Source organism: Vibrio sp. 378 (genome assembly GCF_033339435.1).
The window spans coordinates 69,392-85,108 of sequence record NZ_JAWOUO010000009.1 but is presented as its reverse complement, the minus strand read 5'-3'; the positions used below and the strand labels follow the sequence as shown (position 1 = coordinate 85,108).

Annotated in this window: 15 protein-coding genes and 1 riboswitch; of the genes, 8 read left to right on the top strand and 7 right to left on the bottom strand. The window is 45.5% G+C overall.

Features of this window, described 5'->3' with window-relative positions; translation table 11 throughout:
- Positions 1 to 4 precede the first annotated feature (4 nt).
- Positions 5 to 141: riboswitch (TPP riboswitch) on the bottom strand.
- Between the two features lie 37 nt (positions 142 to 178).
- Complete coding sequence (locus tag R7Q48_RS17040; RefSeq protein ID WP_025768362.1) at positions 179 to 817, bottom strand: flavin prenyltransferase UbiX; 639 nt, start codon at positions 815 to 817, stop codon at positions 179 to 181.
- 5 nt (positions 818 to 822) lie between these two features.
- Positions 823 to 2,181 carry a UDP-N-acetylmuramate:L-alanyl-gamma-D-glutamyl-meso-diaminopimelate ligase gene (gene mpl / locus R7Q48_RS17035; protein ID WP_256903148.1) on the bottom strand — a complete coding sequence of 453 codons (1,359 nt, stop codon included), beginning with the start codon at positions 2,179 to 2,181 and terminating at the stop codon, positions 823 to 825.
- Positions 2,182 to 2,493: 312 nt separating this feature from the next.
- Here mpl and fbp point away from each other — a divergent pair, with 312 nt between their 5' ends.
- Positions 2,494 to 3,510 carry a class 1 fructose-bisphosphatase gene (fbp, locus tag R7Q48_RS17030; RefSeq protein WP_005383114.1) on the top strand — a complete coding sequence of 339 codons (1,017 nt, stop codon included), beginning with the start codon at positions 2,494 to 2,496 and terminating at the stop codon, positions 3,508 to 3,510.
- Between the two features lie 127 nt (positions 3,511 to 3,637).
- Complete coding sequence (ppa, locus tag R7Q48_RS17025) at positions 3,638 to 4,168, top strand: inorganic diphosphatase (protein WP_005379635.1); 531 nt, start codon at positions 3,638 to 3,640, stop codon at positions 4,166 to 4,168.
- Between the two features lie 73 nt (positions 4,169 to 4,241).
- Here the strand turns inward: ppa and R7Q48_RS17020 are convergent, their stop codons facing one another.
- From R7Q48_RS17020 to R7Q48_RS17005, 4 genes are read right to left on the bottom strand one after another with little or no spacing between them, the layout of a single operon-like run.
- A complete protein-coding gene (locus tag R7Q48_RS17020; RefSeq protein ID WP_025768360.1) occupies positions 4,242 to 4,604 on the bottom strand; it encodes a DUF2799 domain-containing protein in 363 nt (120 codons plus the stop codon).
- 48 nt (positions 4,605 to 4,652) lie between these two features.
- Positions 4,653 to 5,000 (bottom strand): gamma-glutamylcyclotransferase, encoded by a 348-nt coding sequence (locus tag R7Q48_RS17015; RefSeq protein WP_206953619.1) that lies wholly within the window; start codon positions 4,998 to 5,000, stop codon positions 4,653 to 4,655.
- Positions 5,001 to 5,044: 44 nt separating this feature from the next.
- On the bottom strand, positions 5,045 to 8,809 hold the full coding sequence (locus tag R7Q48_RS17010; protein ID WP_256903149.1) for a translocation/assembly module TamB domain-containing protein: 3,765 nt from the start codon (positions 8,807 to 8,809) through the stop codon (positions 5,045 to 5,047).
- The gene (locus tag R7Q48_RS17005; RefSeq protein ID WP_005383121.1) at positions 8,806 to 10,518 is read right to left on the bottom strand and encodes an autotransporter assembly complex protein TamA; all 1,713 of its coding nucleotides are present in this window, start codon (positions 10,516 to 10,518) and stop codon (positions 8,806 to 8,808) included. The genes R7Q48_RS17010 and R7Q48_RS17005 overlap by 4 nt, the downstream gene beginning before the upstream one ends.
- A 167-nt stretch (positions 10,519 to 10,685) precedes the next feature.
- Here R7Q48_RS17005 and msrA point away from each other — a divergent pair, with 167 nt between their 5' ends.
- Positions 10,686 to 11,324 (top strand): peptide-methionine (S)-S-oxide reductase MsrA, encoded by a 639-nt coding sequence (gene msrA / locus R7Q48_RS17000; protein WP_206971388.1) that lies wholly within the window; start codon positions 10,686 to 10,688, stop codon positions 11,322 to 11,324.
- A 70-nt stretch (positions 11,325 to 11,394) separates the two neighbouring features.
- On the opposite strand, the gene R7Q48_RS16995 is transcribed toward msrA, so the two are convergent.
- Positions 11,395 to 11,595, bottom strand: a complete 201-nt coding sequence (locus R7Q48_RS16995; RefSeq protein ID WP_005379612.1) for a DUF1107 domain-containing protein — start codon at positions 11,593 to 11,595, stop codon at positions 11,395 to 11,397.
- Positions 11,596 to 11,810: 215 nt separating this feature from the next.
- Here R7Q48_RS16995 and R7Q48_RS16990 point away from each other — a divergent pair, with 215 nt between their 5' ends.
- From R7Q48_RS16990 to R7Q48_RS16970, 5 genes are all read left to right on the top strand, one after another.
- Positions 11,811 to 12,362, top strand: coding sequence for a YtfJ family protein (locus R7Q48_RS16990; protein ID WP_256903150.1), 552 nt, complete (start codon positions 11,811 to 11,813; stop codon positions 12,360 to 12,362).
- A gap of 227 nt (positions 12,363 to 12,589) precedes the next feature.
- Positions 12,590 to 12,889 carry a DUF2607 family protein gene (locus R7Q48_RS16985; protein ID WP_080996158.1) on the top strand — a complete coding sequence of 100 codons (300 nt, stop codon included), beginning with the start codon at positions 12,590 to 12,592 and terminating at the stop codon, positions 12,887 to 12,889.
- Between the two features lie 133 nt (positions 12,890 to 13,022).
- Positions 13,023 to 13,676: a zinc uptake protein ZrgA gene (gene zrgA / locus R7Q48_RS16980; RefSeq protein WP_017820285.1), complete on the top strand. Its 654-nt coding sequence runs from the start codon at positions 13,023 to 13,025 to the stop codon at positions 13,674 to 13,676.
- Positions 13,677 to 13,728: 52 nt separating this feature from the next.
- The gene (locus tag R7Q48_RS16975) at positions 13,729 to 14,457 is read left to right on the top strand and encodes an ABC transporter ATP-binding protein (protein ID WP_053303340.1); all 729 of its coding nucleotides are present in this window, start codon (positions 13,729 to 13,731) and stop codon (positions 14,455 to 14,457) included.
- Positions 14,454 to 15,713: an ABC transporter permease gene (locus R7Q48_RS16970; protein WP_005379602.1), complete on the top strand. Its 1,260-nt coding sequence runs from the start codon at positions 14,454 to 14,456 to the stop codon at positions 15,711 to 15,713. The genes R7Q48_RS16975 and R7Q48_RS16970 overlap by 4 nt, the downstream gene beginning before the upstream one ends.
- Positions 15,714 to 15,717 lie beyond the last annotated feature (4 nt).

The following is a 15,717-nucleotide window of genomic DNA, read 5'->3' as shown; positions in this document are numbered from 1 at the left end:
ACTTCCAATATCCAGACTCAATTCCTACGCCAGCATTATCTGGTTCAGGTAATACGGGTCCCTAGTTAAACACTTAGGTCTCAGCGCCCCAATGCATTGATTGACTCAATGCTAAATGGGTTTGCTCCCCGATGAGTTGGATGAATTGTAAAGGTATTTGAGTGGTTACACAATCAGCTCACGATCGCTGGTCATAACCCCAACGAGGCACCAAACCTTGCTCAATACCTAAGTGGTCAAGAATTCTCGCCACCATAAAATCCACTAAGTCTTCAATGCTCTTTGGCTGATGATAGAAGCCTGGAGCTGCTGGCATGATGGTGACGCCCATTTGCGACAGTTTGTGCATGTTCTCCAGATGCAGCGTTGAGAATGGTGTTTCGCGAACCACGAGCAACAGCTGCCCGCGCTCTTTCATTACTACATCAGCGGCCCGTTCGATCAAGTTGTCCGACATACCGTGTGCTATGGCCGCAACGCTTCCCGCAGAGCATGGGCAAACCACCATTTGCTTGGGTGCAGCAGAACCAGACGCAACCGGCGAGAACCAATCGTCTTTACCGCAAACGGTGATGTTATTTGGATTGCAGTTCAGATGCTCTACTAATGCTTGCTGTGCTGCTTCTGGGCCACTTGGTAGCTTAAGATTATGCTCGGTTGCCATCACGACACGAGCCGCCGAAGAAATCAGAACGTAGACATGATAATCCGCCGCAACCAAGCATTCTAAAAGACGAAGGCCATAGGGAGCACCAGAAGCCCCCGTTAATGCCAACGTGATGGCTTTTTTGTGAGAGGGTTGTGTTTTGTTTTGCATATCAATCAGGCTTTTTGTTTTAACTGCTCAAGAAGTTTTCCGTGAATACCACCAAAGCCACCGTTACTCATGACTAGAATTTGGTCACCTGGTCGCGCACGTTCGACGATCTTGGCTACAAAGTTATCTATATCCGCATCGACAAACGCTGGCTGTGTGCATTGGTCGGCAATGTCTTGCACAGACCACTCGATATTATCTGGCTGGAACAAGAAGACTTCATCTGCACTGTGTAGTGACTCTGCAAGTGTGTTTTTGTGTACGCCACGCTTCATGGTTGCAGAACGCGGCTCTAACACAGCTAGGATGCGTTTTTCACCTACCTTGTTACGCAAACCACCGACAGTAAGTTCAATTGCCGTTGGGTGATGCGCAAAATCATCGTAAACCGTCACACCTTGTTCTTCACCTTTCAGCTCTAAACGGCGCTTGGTATTGATGAAACGCCCTAATGCTTGGCAAGCAAGATCCGGAGTGACTCCAACATGTCGTGCAGCAGCGATTGCCATCAGCGCATTATCCACATTGTGGTCACCCACCAAATTCCATTCGACGGTACCAACCTTCTCGCCTTGCAACGCAACGTCAAATTTCGAGCCATCAAGCACTAATTTGTGCGCTTGCCAGTCACCATTCTCACCAGAGAACTGTTTTTCAGTCCAGCAGCCACGCTCTAATACATCCGCTAACGCCTGATCTTTTCTCGGCGCTAAGATCAATCCATTGCCCGGTACAGTTCGCACTAAATGATGGAATTGGCGCTTGATCGCTTCTAGATCATCGAAGATATCAGCATGATCAAACTCAAGATTGTTCATGATTAAAGTGCGAGGATGGTAATGCACAAACTTAGAACGCTTATCGAAAAAAGCACTGTCATATTCGTCCGCTTCAACGACAAAAAACATACTTTCACCCAAACGAGCAGACACTCCGAAGTTACCGAGTACCCCACCGACTAAGAAACCCGGTTGATAACCACAATCTTCAAGTATCCAAGCAAGCATGCTCGACGTGGTCGTTTTCCCATGTGTACCCGATACCGCCAATACCCAACGATCATGCAGCAAAAACTCGTTGAGCCACTGCGGGCCAGAGGTGTAACGCATGTTAGTGTTGAGCACATGCTCGACACAAGGGTTACCACGGCTCATCGCATTACCAATCACCACAAGATCTGGTTGAGGCTCGAGTTGAGACGGGTCAAAGCCTTCAATAATTTCAATACCTTGAGACTCAAGCAGTGTGCTCATTGGCGGATAAACGTTGGCATCAGAACCAGTGACTTTATGTCCTAATTGGCGCGCTAGAATCGCTGCGCCGCCCATAAATGTGCCACAGATACCCAAGATATGAATGTGCATAAACTAAACCTTGTAATGCGTTTTTTAATGCTTTCATTATCGCGATTACCGCCTGAAAAGCGAGTGACTTTAGCCTTCTTCTTGCAGTCCCTTTCACAAATATGACAAGGTTGAACACAGACTGTACAACCTCTTGCTTACTGATGAATCCCTCAAATAAGTCTACAAATAAATTGAGATCTCAAACAGTTACTTCATTACCATTAAAAAGATCTGCGACTTAAACTTACATCCAGCGCAATCGTTTAACATCCATAAAGAGATGCTCACTTGCGCACTACCCCCAATGAAATGAAAATGTAAGGATTAACCATGTCAGGACTGCGCACCCTAGGCGAGTTCATTGTCGAAAAACAAGCGGATTTCCCCCACGCTAGCGGTGATCTATCATCCCTTTTAGCCTCCATTCGTTTAGCTGCAAAAATCGTTAACCGCGAAATCAACGCAGCGGGTCTCGGTGATATCACTGGTGCTGTAGGCACGGAAAATGTCCAAGGTGAAGATCAGCAAAAGCTCGATGTTTACGCGAACGATAAGTTCAAAGCCGCGCTTGAAGCTCGTGATCAAGTGTGTGGCGTTGCCAGTGAAGAAGAAGACGAAGCAGTTGCGTTCAATAAAGAACTCAACCAAAACGCCAAATATGTAGTACTGATGGACCCACTTGATGGTTCTTCTAACATCGATGTGAACGTCTCTGTTGGTACTATCTTCTCGATTTACCGTCGTGTTTCTCCAATCGGTACTCCACCAACTGAAGAAGACTTCCTACAACCTGGTCACAAACAAGTGGCTGCGGGCTACGTAATTTACGGCTCCTCCACCATGTTGGTATACACAACTGGTAACGGCGTAAACGGCTTTACTTACGACCCATCTATCGGCAGCTTCTGTCTTTCTCATGAAAACATGATGATTCCTGATGATGGTAAGATCTACTCCATCAACGAAGGTAATTACATTCGTTTCCCTCAAGGGGTGAAGAAGTACATCAAGTACTGCCAAGAAAACGTGCCAGAAGACGGTCGCCCATACACTTCTCGCTACATTGGCTCGCTGGTTGCTGATTTCCACCGCAACCTACTGAAAGGTGGTATCTACCTTTACCCAAGCACACAAAGCCACCCACAAGGCAAGCTACGCCTGCTTTACGAATGTAACCCTATGGCATTCCTCATTGAGCAAGCTGGCGGCATTGCATCGGACGGCGTGAATCGCATTATGGACATCAAGCCTACTGAGTTGCACCAGCGTGTACCTTTCTTTGTGGGTTCGAAGAACATGGTTCGCAAAGTTGAAGAGTTCCTTGAACTGCACCGCGACGAAGAATAATTTCAGACCTTTGTCCAACGCGGCAGGTGTTTACCTGCCGCGTTTTTGTCGCTAAAGTGAAACGCGAATTTATCATCAGATGAAGCCGCTTTTGTGTGACTCATCGTTAATGAAAAGGAATATTCTAATGAGCTTAAACCATGTACCAGCAGGCAAGTCGCTGCCTGAAGATATCTATGTCGTTATCGAAATTCCTGCAAATGCAGATCCAATCAAGTACGAAGTAGATAAAGACTCTGGTGCTGTATTTGTCGACCGTTTCATGTCTGCACCAATGTTCTACCCATGCAACTATGGCTACGTGAACAATACCCTGTCTCTTGATGGCGACCCAGTCGACGTATTGGTACCAACACCATACCCACTCATGCCAGGTTCAGTCATTCGCTGCCGTCCTGTTGGCGTTTTGAAGATGACAGATGAATCGGGTGAAGATGCAAAAGTGTTTGCGGTTCCCCACTCAAAAATCTCGAAAGAGTACGAGCACATCCAAGATGTGGACGATATCCCAGAACTACTGAAAGCGCAGATCACGCAATTCTTTGAGCGTTACAAAGAGCTTGAAGCAGGCAAATGGGTGAAAGTGGATGGGTGGGCAGATGTTGCTGCCGCTAAAGCTGAAATCCTAGAATCTTACGAGCGAGCTCAGAAAAAATAAGCATCACTGCTGATACAAAATTAAAAAGAGCTGCTCTAGGGCAGCTCTTTTGCTTTCATCTTACCTGTGTCAACTAGATAGGTGCGCCTGCTGAAGACATTCGTCCAGCGTCGTAGTCATGTTGAAAGAAGGGGTCAACATCATCACAAATGCCAAAATACGGACGCCCGATAACACCGAGCATATAAGCACTTTGCTCACAATACTCTTGTTTGCCTTGCTGGTAACCCGCTTGATAAGCCATTATCAGTTCTGGCGTCGCATGGTTAACATCATCCAGCTTCGCAATTCGCTCCTCAGATAACTCCCGTAATCCATCTAAAGCTGACTGCTTACCAAACACTTGCCAATCGGTCACATTATTCGAAGTCGGTAGTGTTGTTTGTGCGCATGCAGCAAGAAGCAACGCCATTACTCCAATTACGAATGTTTTCATCGTGACTCCTTAGTGTTTAGCTCGTTGCTTTGATAATGTCAGTATAGCTCACACCTTTTGACACCAATCGCCGGAAGAGATTTCTTCGGTTAATTGCTCAGTATCTTGATATAAGTAGATCCAAGCTTGGCCAAACGGCGTGACGATGCTCTCTCGGCGATATTCCACTGGCACATCTTCCAACTTATCTAGCTCGGATAAGGTTTCATCATCAATCAGATACACTTCACCTTGAATCGAGCGTTGCCCAACAGACAACGCTGGATAAGGGCCTAAGTCATACATTGCAAATTGAGCATCCGTTTCATGTAAACCAAGAAACTGCGCCGAGCGCAAATACTGATGGTTGTACTCTCCCTTGCGTAACGTGCCGTAGACAAAAATCAAATGCTGCATAACCACTCCTTAGTCATGACTGTATATGCTTAGGTTAAAGCACTTTAATCGAACTCAAACTGATAGAGTAGGTCAACGGCGCTATCTACACCAGATACCGCTTCTAAATACAAGTCTTGCATCAATCGGTAACGCACAGTGAACTCACCTAGGGAGTTAAAGATGCCGACACCATATTTCACCTGCAAACCTGGCAGAATATAACCACTCACCGTCACTTGCGAATCATCGCCCGACCCAGCAGTGTCCAGCTGTAAATCCTGTACGCCAAAGGCTTCACCGATTTCACCAACCACACGACCACTCTTCGCCAAGCTTAAACCAATTAAGGTAGTCGTCATTGCATTACCACCGGCTTCACCATCAATATCTTGACCACGAAGTAGATAAGAAAGCGCATTGGCTTGGTTCATCGCTGGCTCTGAGAAAATTTCTATACTCGGATCAGATGCTGGGCCCGACACTTGTACCCCCGCAATGACATCATCTTGGGTATTGTCTGGATTACGAATCGCTTTGATAGACAAGTAAGGTTGATCTGGTGGACCATTCATCAGAATCTTACCTTCTTTAATCAATAAGTCCTGACCAAACGAACGATAGGAACCATCGACAACATTCACTTCACCAACGATGAACGGACCTTTGTCTTTTTGTGTCACGTTTAGGTTCCCTTTCAACCCACCTTTTAAACCAAAAGCGGCAAGTTGGAAGTCATCACCAATTTTAATGTTGATGTTCGTTTCCACATCAAACGGCATCGCAGCGACATCGTCCACTGGCTGCAAGTTTTTATCGAGAATAACGGTATCACTCGATACGCCTACCGCACTTGGTGGAAGCTCTTCGACGACAATTCTGCCCCATGGCAAATTAATATCACCCTCAATTTTCGCAAGCTGAGGAGTCACATCTATTGTCATGTCAGGCTCAACTTTGATTTTTACCATTGGGGGCAAATCAACATTGAGCTCTTTAGCAAATACACGCGCTTTAGTACGCCAGTTCTGTAAGTCCTGCCAGTCGGCATCACCGGTAACGTTCAACTCACCATCCGGGGTTAGAATCCCGGCATCCAAGTCCGCTTGATGGCCTTTAAAGTTGATGACGACCTGCCCTGAGTTTATATCTATCGGTGTGACTTCACCCTGTAGCTTCATTTGGTCAATCAAGAACTGACCATTCACCTTCGGATGCATGACGTCACCTGATATCGCTAGGTCAGTATTCATGTTTGCTTTAAACAAGCTGTACTCACCAATCAACGGTGCCAAGAAGTCCAAGTGGAACGTAGAGAGTGAAACCTTACCATCAATAGTGGGCTTTTCAGACGAGACATTCAGTAAAGAAACCTTACCAGACAAGTCACCGTTATCTTTCACATCAAATAGCCACTCGGCATCAAGCTTGTCTTTCGCTAATGCCGCTTTAAAGTTGAAGCTTTCCCAACCGACTTTAATTGGCTGCTCAAGCGCTTGTTCAACTTGGCCTTTTGGCATATTGACACTTAAGGTTACTTCAGGCTTTTTCTCTGGTGCCCATTTAGCAAAAGCCTGTGCATTAACCGAGCCTTGCAGCTTGGTTTCTGGCGGCAGGAATTGTTTGATTTGGTCAAAATCAAAATCATTGATAGCTAACTTCGCCTGGCCACTCTTACCGACACTAATGTCTTCGGTTAGACATACGCTCGACTCCGCTTGCAACCAACAATGCGCTTGAACGTTCGCGATCTGTTTGTCGATATTGACCTTCACCGCGGTCGATTTTTGCAACGCCCACGGGCCTTGTTGCGAGCTCAGCGTCAAGCGGCGCAGCGCCCCATCCCAAATCATTTCTGGTTTCTGCTGGAATGTCCCTTCAATTTCTAAACTGGTCGACACCAGGTCAGACACTACATCGAGCGTCAGTTGATGCAGTTTTTCATCCCCAGAGACTTCAAGGTCAGCACTATCAACTTTTATGTCGTCATAGGTAATGTTGTTCGCAATTAGGCTTATGTTCGCTTTTGGTGCTGGCAGAGGCTTCACATCACCCTTTAAGGTGATCGTTTCTACGTTCGCCTGTTGCTGCCAGTTTATCTGATTTAAAGCGAGATCAAGATTGATGTCTGGTTCTTTCAAGCTACCACGTAGTGCGACTTTACCTTGCATTTTACCTGCAAGGTCCGGAACACTTTTTGCAAAATCAGGGAAGTTAACCTCAACATCCATCAGAATTTGCTTATCGATCTTACCCTTTGCACTCAGTTGGTTCGGGCCATGAGAAAGCGCTAAACCCTGAGTGGTAAGTTGGATGTCTTCGCCTTTGCCGTTCTTATCAGACGCTTCAAGTTGCCCTTCAACATTCAGCGGATACCCTCGCAAAATGCCGTCAATGTCTAACTTAGGCAAACTGACTTGCCAACCGCCTTGTTCTGTTAACGACCCCGAAGTCGAAAGATTACCGCTGATATCCCCTTCGGCTTCTTTCCACTGCAATCCTGGTTGAATGTTCTTCAGGTTTAAGTCAGCTTGCCAGTTGATTGGCGCGGCCCAATTGGCCATGACTTTCCCAGAGAGTTCGCCCCCTAAGGTTTTCACTACAAGGCTTTCGAGGTCAATTTGCTCTAACGTACCTTTGCCGTTTAGTGCGACATCAACGGCGGGAATATCTTTGCCCGAAGCTTTGGTTTCTAATGCGACTTCGTAGCCATCAAGTGAGCCTTTTGCCGCCAAGCTTGGTACAGAAACCTGGTAATCGCTTTGTCCAAATAGCGGCCATTGCGCCTGTACATTTTTAATCGCGACATCAAACGGTAACTGCGTTTTAAGCGGTTGAATATCTCCTTTGATCTCCGCTTGTACAAGCTCAGAAAGCGTAGCATTTAGTGACAAATCACCAACCGAACCCGAGACCGAAAGCGACAGTTTTTGTCCCTTAGCATCCGCGTGCTTCACTAACGCGTCCAGTTGCGCTTTGATAGGGTAATCAGAAGAAAGCGTCACTTGTGTGCTCAACTTGCCTTCCACTTCTGGCATGTCGAGCTCTAATGTTTTGACATCAACACGTTCACCGCCTGCTCTTGCAACCAAACCAAGATGATTGACGATCACTGGCGTTTCACCCGCCAGTTTGAAATTGTGAATATCAAGACGACGCGCTTCCACCGTCAGCGGAATCCATACTTCGGGTAACACAATATCTTGCGGCGTAGCATCGGCTTCTTTCGGCTCTTCAACAACCGCTTCAGGTTCAGCTTCACTTGGTGCTAAAGCCACATTAATGTCTTTCAACGCGGTAGGTGCGATCACCAAACGATCGCCTTGCATCGACAAAGCGGTCGAGAATGTTTGCCAATCAATTTGATTGCCCAGCACATTGACATTGATATCATTAAAGCTGACTTTATTAACAAAAATTGGCACTGGCGTACTGATAGAACGCAGTGGTGGTGTTTCCTCTTGCTCCTCGCTTGCTGGCGGTAGCTCAGGCATCTTAAAGTCAAGCCCCTGCAGTCTTAACTCATCGACACAGACCTTAGGGTCAAAGAAACAGCGGAAGTTCACTGCCAAAGCTAAACGCTCGACTTTGGCGTCGATATTCAAAGACTCATCGACAAAACTGACGTTATGCAGTTCGAAGCGAGGAAACAATGAACCCTGCACTTTTTCAATCTGCAATTGTGGTAATGCTTTTTCAGCTCCCCACAAAGCAAATTTGAGGCCTGGGTGGGTAAACAAAACTGTCGCGACAATAATGATGAGCAACAGCAATAGACCAATCAAACTGAGCGACAGCCATTTGGTCCACTTAAACATCATTTTGATCATAGCTCAGGCCCCAATGAGAAGTGGATACGAAACTCTCGTTCTGGTTTTGCATCCAACCCCCATGCAAAATCAAAACTAACAGGGCCCACCGGAGACGCCCAGCGGATACCAACACCAGCACCTGATTTCCAATCTGGTGTTTCATTAAACGCATCACCAATATCGTAAAACGTTGCAGCCCACCAGTTTCCATAAACACGATATTGGTATTCTAATGTACTGCTAACAATGTATTTACCACCCGTCAAAGCACCACTCTCATCCACAGGTGAAATAGATTCATAGCCGTAACCACGAATATTATTGTCACCACCTGCGAAGAAACGCAGCGACGGTGATAGCTTTTCAAGTTCATCGGTAATATTCGCACCACCTTCTAAGCGGAACAAACCACGATGATTCTCTCCAATACCACGAATCCAAGAAGTCGAGCCAATTAAGCGGAGCACTCTAGTTTCAGAAAGCATAGCGGTATCACCATACTCAATAGTGATGCTTTGCTTGTCTCCCCACATTGGCATATTGCCCCCTCGAACCCTAGTCCGAGAAAATGTCGCACCTGGAAGTACGAAGTTGAATTCATCATCTTGTAAACCTTGCGTAAAGCTCTCGTACAAATGACGAACATAAACGGTATTATGCCAACCACCGTCTGCTAACCAATGACGTTCCACTGCAAGGTTAGACTCGATACTCTGCGTGTCACGGTTGTCTAGGTTTTTAAGCCCATATTGAACTTGATAATAATCGTTAGCGACATCTTCTAAAGGAATTTTGTAAGAAGCAGTCACAGTTTGCTCTGGCTTAGATAGGGATAAAGCAGTGTTGAAACTGTGTCCTCGGGAGCTCACCCAAGGTTTCTTCCACTTCAACGTTCCTCGAACGCCGACATCCGTTGAGTAACCAATACCCGTCTCGATCTGATTCTTCGAAGCAGGAGATAAAGACACTTTAATTGGCAAGTCTCGGCCATCATCAAGCCTATCCAATTCAGGCTCAACAAAAACTGAGGAAAACCACTCCGTATTTGATAGCTTCTGGTTAAACTCGCCCAGCTTCGAAACGTTGTATGGGTCCCCTTCTTTAAAAGGTTGTAGTGATGCGACACGGTCTTCCCAGATGTGGTTGCCAATAAAAGAAACGTCGCCAAAATTGAAACGTATTCCACTGCTGTAGTGCAAACGGACATTAGCTTCGTTCAGATCAGGGATAACCTCTAATCGACTTAGCGTAAACTCACCATTGAAGTAACCACGCTGAAGCGCCAAGTTACGAATGCCTGACTTAAGGCTGTCGTATTGGCCTTGATTCAAAACTTGACCAACTTTGAGCGGAGAGCGCTCAATAAGTTTTGCAAACTCTTCATCGTCCTTGGCCTCTCCAGTGATGACCACATCCATGACTTTCACTTTCACTGGCAAGCCCGGCTTGATGAGCACAATTAACTCATCATTCGCTTCAGGAATAGAGTATGAAATTTTTGCATGATAATACCCAAGCGCGTTAAGCGCTTCAGTGATACTTTGATCTAATCTCGCTTGAAAACGCAGAGAAGTGGAGTAATCCTTCTCTGGAATAGATGATAGATACGCACTGACATTCTCTTCTAAAGCGCCATCAATGCCTTTCAAAGTCAAAGAAACATCGGCATAGGCACCATGAGAAAAGGCAAACAGGCCAACAATGGTGGGGAGAGCTTTTTTTATCATGCTTTTATGGCTGAATGAGGTTAAGTAAACGTAAATAATGATAACGCCAATTAGATTCTAAGTCTGTAATATTAATAGGTTTAACGCGGTCTATGTCATCACAGCATCAGATACAGACGAAATGAAAAAGTTCGCAAATTTAAGACACGTATTGAAGGACAAATACCATGCTCAACAAACAAACATTGATCAGTATAGAAGATGCCTTGCCAGGTAGAGATCAACCAATGCAGATTGACGATCATCATTTTGTAAATAAATCTAACCTAAAGGCGCCACTGGCGTCACACCAACAGCAGATTTTGCTCGGAATGGGCTGTTTTTGGGGCGCTGAGCGCGTATTTTGGCAACTCGACGGCGTTGTATCTACTTCGGTCGGTTACGCTGGGGGGTACACACCCAATCCCACGTATGAAGAGGTCTGTACAGGTAAAACGGGTCATACAGAAGTCGTACGAGTCGTTTTCGATGAACGCCTCATCTCATTAGAAAAGCTACTGGCTGTTTTTTGGGAAAAACACGACCCAACTCAGGGAATGCGTCAAGGTAACGACTTAGGTACTCAATATCGTTCTGCAATTTACACTTATTCGACGGAGCAGCTCGAGAGCGCAGAGAAATCGAAACTCTTGTATCAGCAAGCACTGCAAGAAGAGCAGCGCGCGAACATCACCACCGAAATACAACCAGCAGGTCCGTATTACTTTGCGGAAACCTACCACCAGCAATATTTGGCGAAAAACCCTGATGGTTACTGTGGCATCGGAGGAACGGGAGTTTGCTTCCCACCAAGCCTCCAAGGATAAACCTAACCAACAACAAAAAGAGCGACCGATATGGTCGCTCTTTTCTAAATCTAAGTTGGTACCAAGCTAACTAAGCCGATAATGATGCTATCACTTGGTTGACTTCTTTAAAGATGGTGAGCCTTTTATGATCGTTGACATCAGGTAGTAACACTTTGCCATTGTCGAACTGAAAACAGCCAACCCCGACAATAAAAAACTGACCTTTGAACAACGTTTTAACAAAACGGGCCACTTGTAATGGTCGATACACAGCAAACTCACGTAGCATAACTCACCTCAATTCCTTTGAGAAAACACGGATTGCTTATTTTTCCTCTGCAATCTTAATGCGCAATTTGCGACGGGACTCATTTTAGCAAATTCTAAATATAACGCAAGATTACACCACTCCATACGTTAAATAAATGTTATCAACGGTCCTACAAATTTCTAGGATCTGGATATATACTGGAAGCTTCCAAACCTCGTACGGAATATAACAATATGAAAACTAAGACTCTCCTACCTCTGCTATTGGCCTTAACGCCAAGCTTGACCTTTGCACACAACTTGTCAGTGGGTAAAAGCGTTCCTCCTGTCAATGTTGCCGCTTACGGCGAGATTGTTTTACAAGGCGAAGGCGTTGCATACCAACCCTGGACAACTCAACATATGCAAGGCAAAGTTCGTGTTATTCAAGCCATCGCAGGCCGTAGCAGTTCAAAAGAAATGAATGCCCCTTTAATGTCAGCAATAACAGCGGAAAATTTTCCACAAGAAAGCTACCAGACGACGACTATCATCAACCAAGATGATGCAATTTGGGGGACAGGCTCTTTCGTGAAGTCTTCAGCTCAAGACAGCAAAAAAGAGTTTCCTTGGTCATCCATGGTTCTTGATGAAAATGGCGTAGTTGCTAATACTTGGGACCTGAAAGAAGAAAGCTCGGCTATTATTGTTCAAGACAAAACGGGCAAAGTTCTGTTTGTCAAAGAGGGCGCACTTGAGCAAGATGAGATAACAAAAGTTATTGAGCTTATTAAACAGAACATCTAGCTTCATTGAATGGCTCCTTGTTCTTGTTGTAAGGAGCTATATGAATTTGATTAGAAGCATGGGCAGTGACAACTCTGCTCTTTATAAGTGCGACACTTCCATCAGAGAGTATTACCAATATTTTTCGGCACGTATGTGTTGAGTTAAATTTTTCTGCTAACCAACAAAAGAGTGAACTTTTACTCATTATGGGTGTTATATTATAACAGTCGGTAAGAGGAGCTCAGATGTACCACCACCAGCAAAAAATACTAAGATATTGGTATCGCACTGCTTTATTTTTCAGTGTTGCGTTGCTGATCGCTTGGAACTTTGCGGTTGTACTTCATCAAGTCGATCTGACGCCCGACCATCATACCCATCATCATTGCCAATTATTTTCTGGTGTTCAGCACGGTATAGCAAAGGTACAACCTACCCTCTCTACACCGACTTTTACGCGCGCCCAGCATCATCATGTTTTTTTGCATCTCGTGTACGGCGAAGAAGTTCTTGGCGCTGCTCGTGCCCCTCCTTATTTTGCTTAATTTCCAAACTATTCCACACTCAAAATTATTGAGTTCATTTCCGCACCTAGTGTGTCAGGAATAATAACTTAGTGAAACTCGAATCTGAGCAATACCGCCTTTGGTTAATGCCAGTAAAATTAGGAAAAATACAATGTCATCAAAACACGTTTTAGCCCTTGCTATTGGCCTCACTTTATCAACAGCAGCGAATGCAAACGAATACCGCCAGCATGGTGCTCATGTGCATGGTCACGTCGAGTTTAATATCGCCCAAGATGGCAAAGATCTGTTAGTAGAGATCACAGCTCCTGGAGCTGATGTTGTGGGTTTCGAACATGCTCCAGAAAACGCGCAACAAGAGCAAGCGCTTAAACAAGCTGTCGCTACACTCGAAGACAGCAACGCATTGTTCGCTATTAACTCACAAGCTGATTGTAATGTTGAAGAAGCTTACGTGAGCCACAACCTAAGCGAAACTCATGAGGAACATGATCATAGTGAGCACGACCATGATGACCATGCACATCACGATCATGAAGGGCACGAACACCATGATCATAATGAACATCATGATAAACATGACCACCATGACGATCATGATGAGGCGCACGATCATGGCGGTCACGGTGAATTTTCGGTGCAATATCGCTTCAGTTGCGAACAAGTTAATCAGCTTAGCCAAATCCAAACCGATTGGTTTAACCAATTCCCAACTACAGAGTCCATCAGCGTCAATATATTCACTGATACCATGCAATCAGCAATTAAATTAAGCAAAGATAACACCCAAATCGTAATCAAATAACACGAGTGGCGTGTGAGTACCCACTTACACGCCACAGCTTTGGTGATTTAATATGACTGAAACCACACCAAATGTTGTCGAGCTAGAGGATGCCCAATTTTTCTGGCCCGGTTCAACCAACCCAACCATCCACATCCCCAAATTACACATTACACAAGGCGAGCATGTGTTTATCAAAGGTCCAAGTGGCTGCGGTAAATCGACCTTGCTCGCTTTGTTGACGGGGATTAACACATTAACTTCAGGCTCTCTATCTGTACTCGATACTGACCTTGCTAGTTTAAGTGCCAGTCAGAGAGACCGCTTTCGCGCCAATCATATTGGCTACATCTTTCAACAGTTCAATTTATTGCCGTACCTTAACGTACTTGAAAACGTATTATTGCCATGTCAGTTCAGTAAAACTCGACGTGACCGTGCCCATTTAGGTGCCTCATCTCAAACATTAAATGAACAGGCTCAGGCCCTACTAGAACGACTGCACTTGCCAAACGAGCTTCATACACGCCCTGTCTCTGAATTGAGTATTGGTCAACAACAACGTGTGGCTGCGGCTCGAGCTCTGATAGGACATCCAGAGTTAGTGATCGCTGACGAACCAACCTCAGCTTTAGACTATGACAATCGTAAGGCATTTATTGAGCTCCTCATGGAGCAAGCGAATCAAGCCAATGCCACACTGGTATTCGTTAGCCACGACCCAACACTCGAACCCTTATTCGATCGCACGCTCAATCTACCCGACATTAATCAAGTATCTAGCCTAGGAGCCATATCATGAGTGCTGTTGTAAAGCTCGCCTGGAAGAGCTTGATGAACCGCAAAGCGACGGCAATTCTAACCATCATGACCGTTGCGATTTCAGTGGTACTCCTCTTGGGCGTCGAGCGTATCCGAACTCAAGCCAAGGATAGCTTCGCCAATACAATTTCAGGCACAGACCTCATTATTGGTGGACGCTCTGGGCAAGTGAACCTATTGCTCTATTCTGTGTTTCGTATTGGTAATGCGACCAACAACATCGATTGGAAAAGCTACCAAGAGTTTGCCAATCATCGTTCAGTCGATTGGGCTATTCCAATCTCGCTTGGCGACTCGCATAAAGGCTTCCGAGTTATGGGAACCAATCACAGTTACTTTGAGCATTACAAGTTTGGAAGTAAGCAACCACTAACATTCAGCAAGGGTAGAGAATTCAATGGTTTATTTGAAACCGTACTAGGTTCTGATGTCGCTAAACAACTTGGTTATGATATCGGTAGCGAAATCATCATTGCCCACGGCATTAGCGACGTTGGCTTTAGCCGTCATGACAATCTGCCATTTAAAGTTGTCGGTATCCTTGCACCTACAGGAACACCAGTCGACAAAACTGTCCATGTATCATTGGAAGCCATCGAAGCCATTCACGTTGGGTGGGAAAGTGGTGCGCGTTTGGGCCCGACACCCAAGGCACAAGATCTCAAAAACAGAGACTTTCAGCCCAAACAAATTACCGCTATGCTCGTTGGTTTGAAATCTCGTATTCAAACTTTCGCCCTGCAAAGACAAATTAACACCTACCCCAAAGAGCCGCTTAGCGCCATTATGCCCGGCGTTGCGTTGCATGAGTTATGGGGAATGATGTCGGTTGCAGAGCAAGCCCTAATGGCAGTATCTGGTTTTGTCGTGATTGCAGGGTTGTTAGGTATGTTAAGCAGTCTATTAACTAGCCTACAGGAACGCCGCCGTGAAATGGCGATTTTGCGTGCCATGGGAGCAAGGCCTCGTCATGTTTTCTCACTCTTAATTAGTGAAGCTAGCTTGCTTACTGCTGCTGGTATTATTACTGGCGTTACTGGGCTGTATGCCATTCTTGCTATCGCGCAGCCGATCATCCAACAGCACTATGGAATACATCTCACCTTAAGCATCTTATCTACTTATGAGTGGATGCTATTAGGTTTCGTACAATGCGCTGGTATTGTGATTGGTTTCATTCCCGCACTCCGCGCCTACCGACAGTCACTGAGTGACGGAATGACAATAAGGATTTAATAAA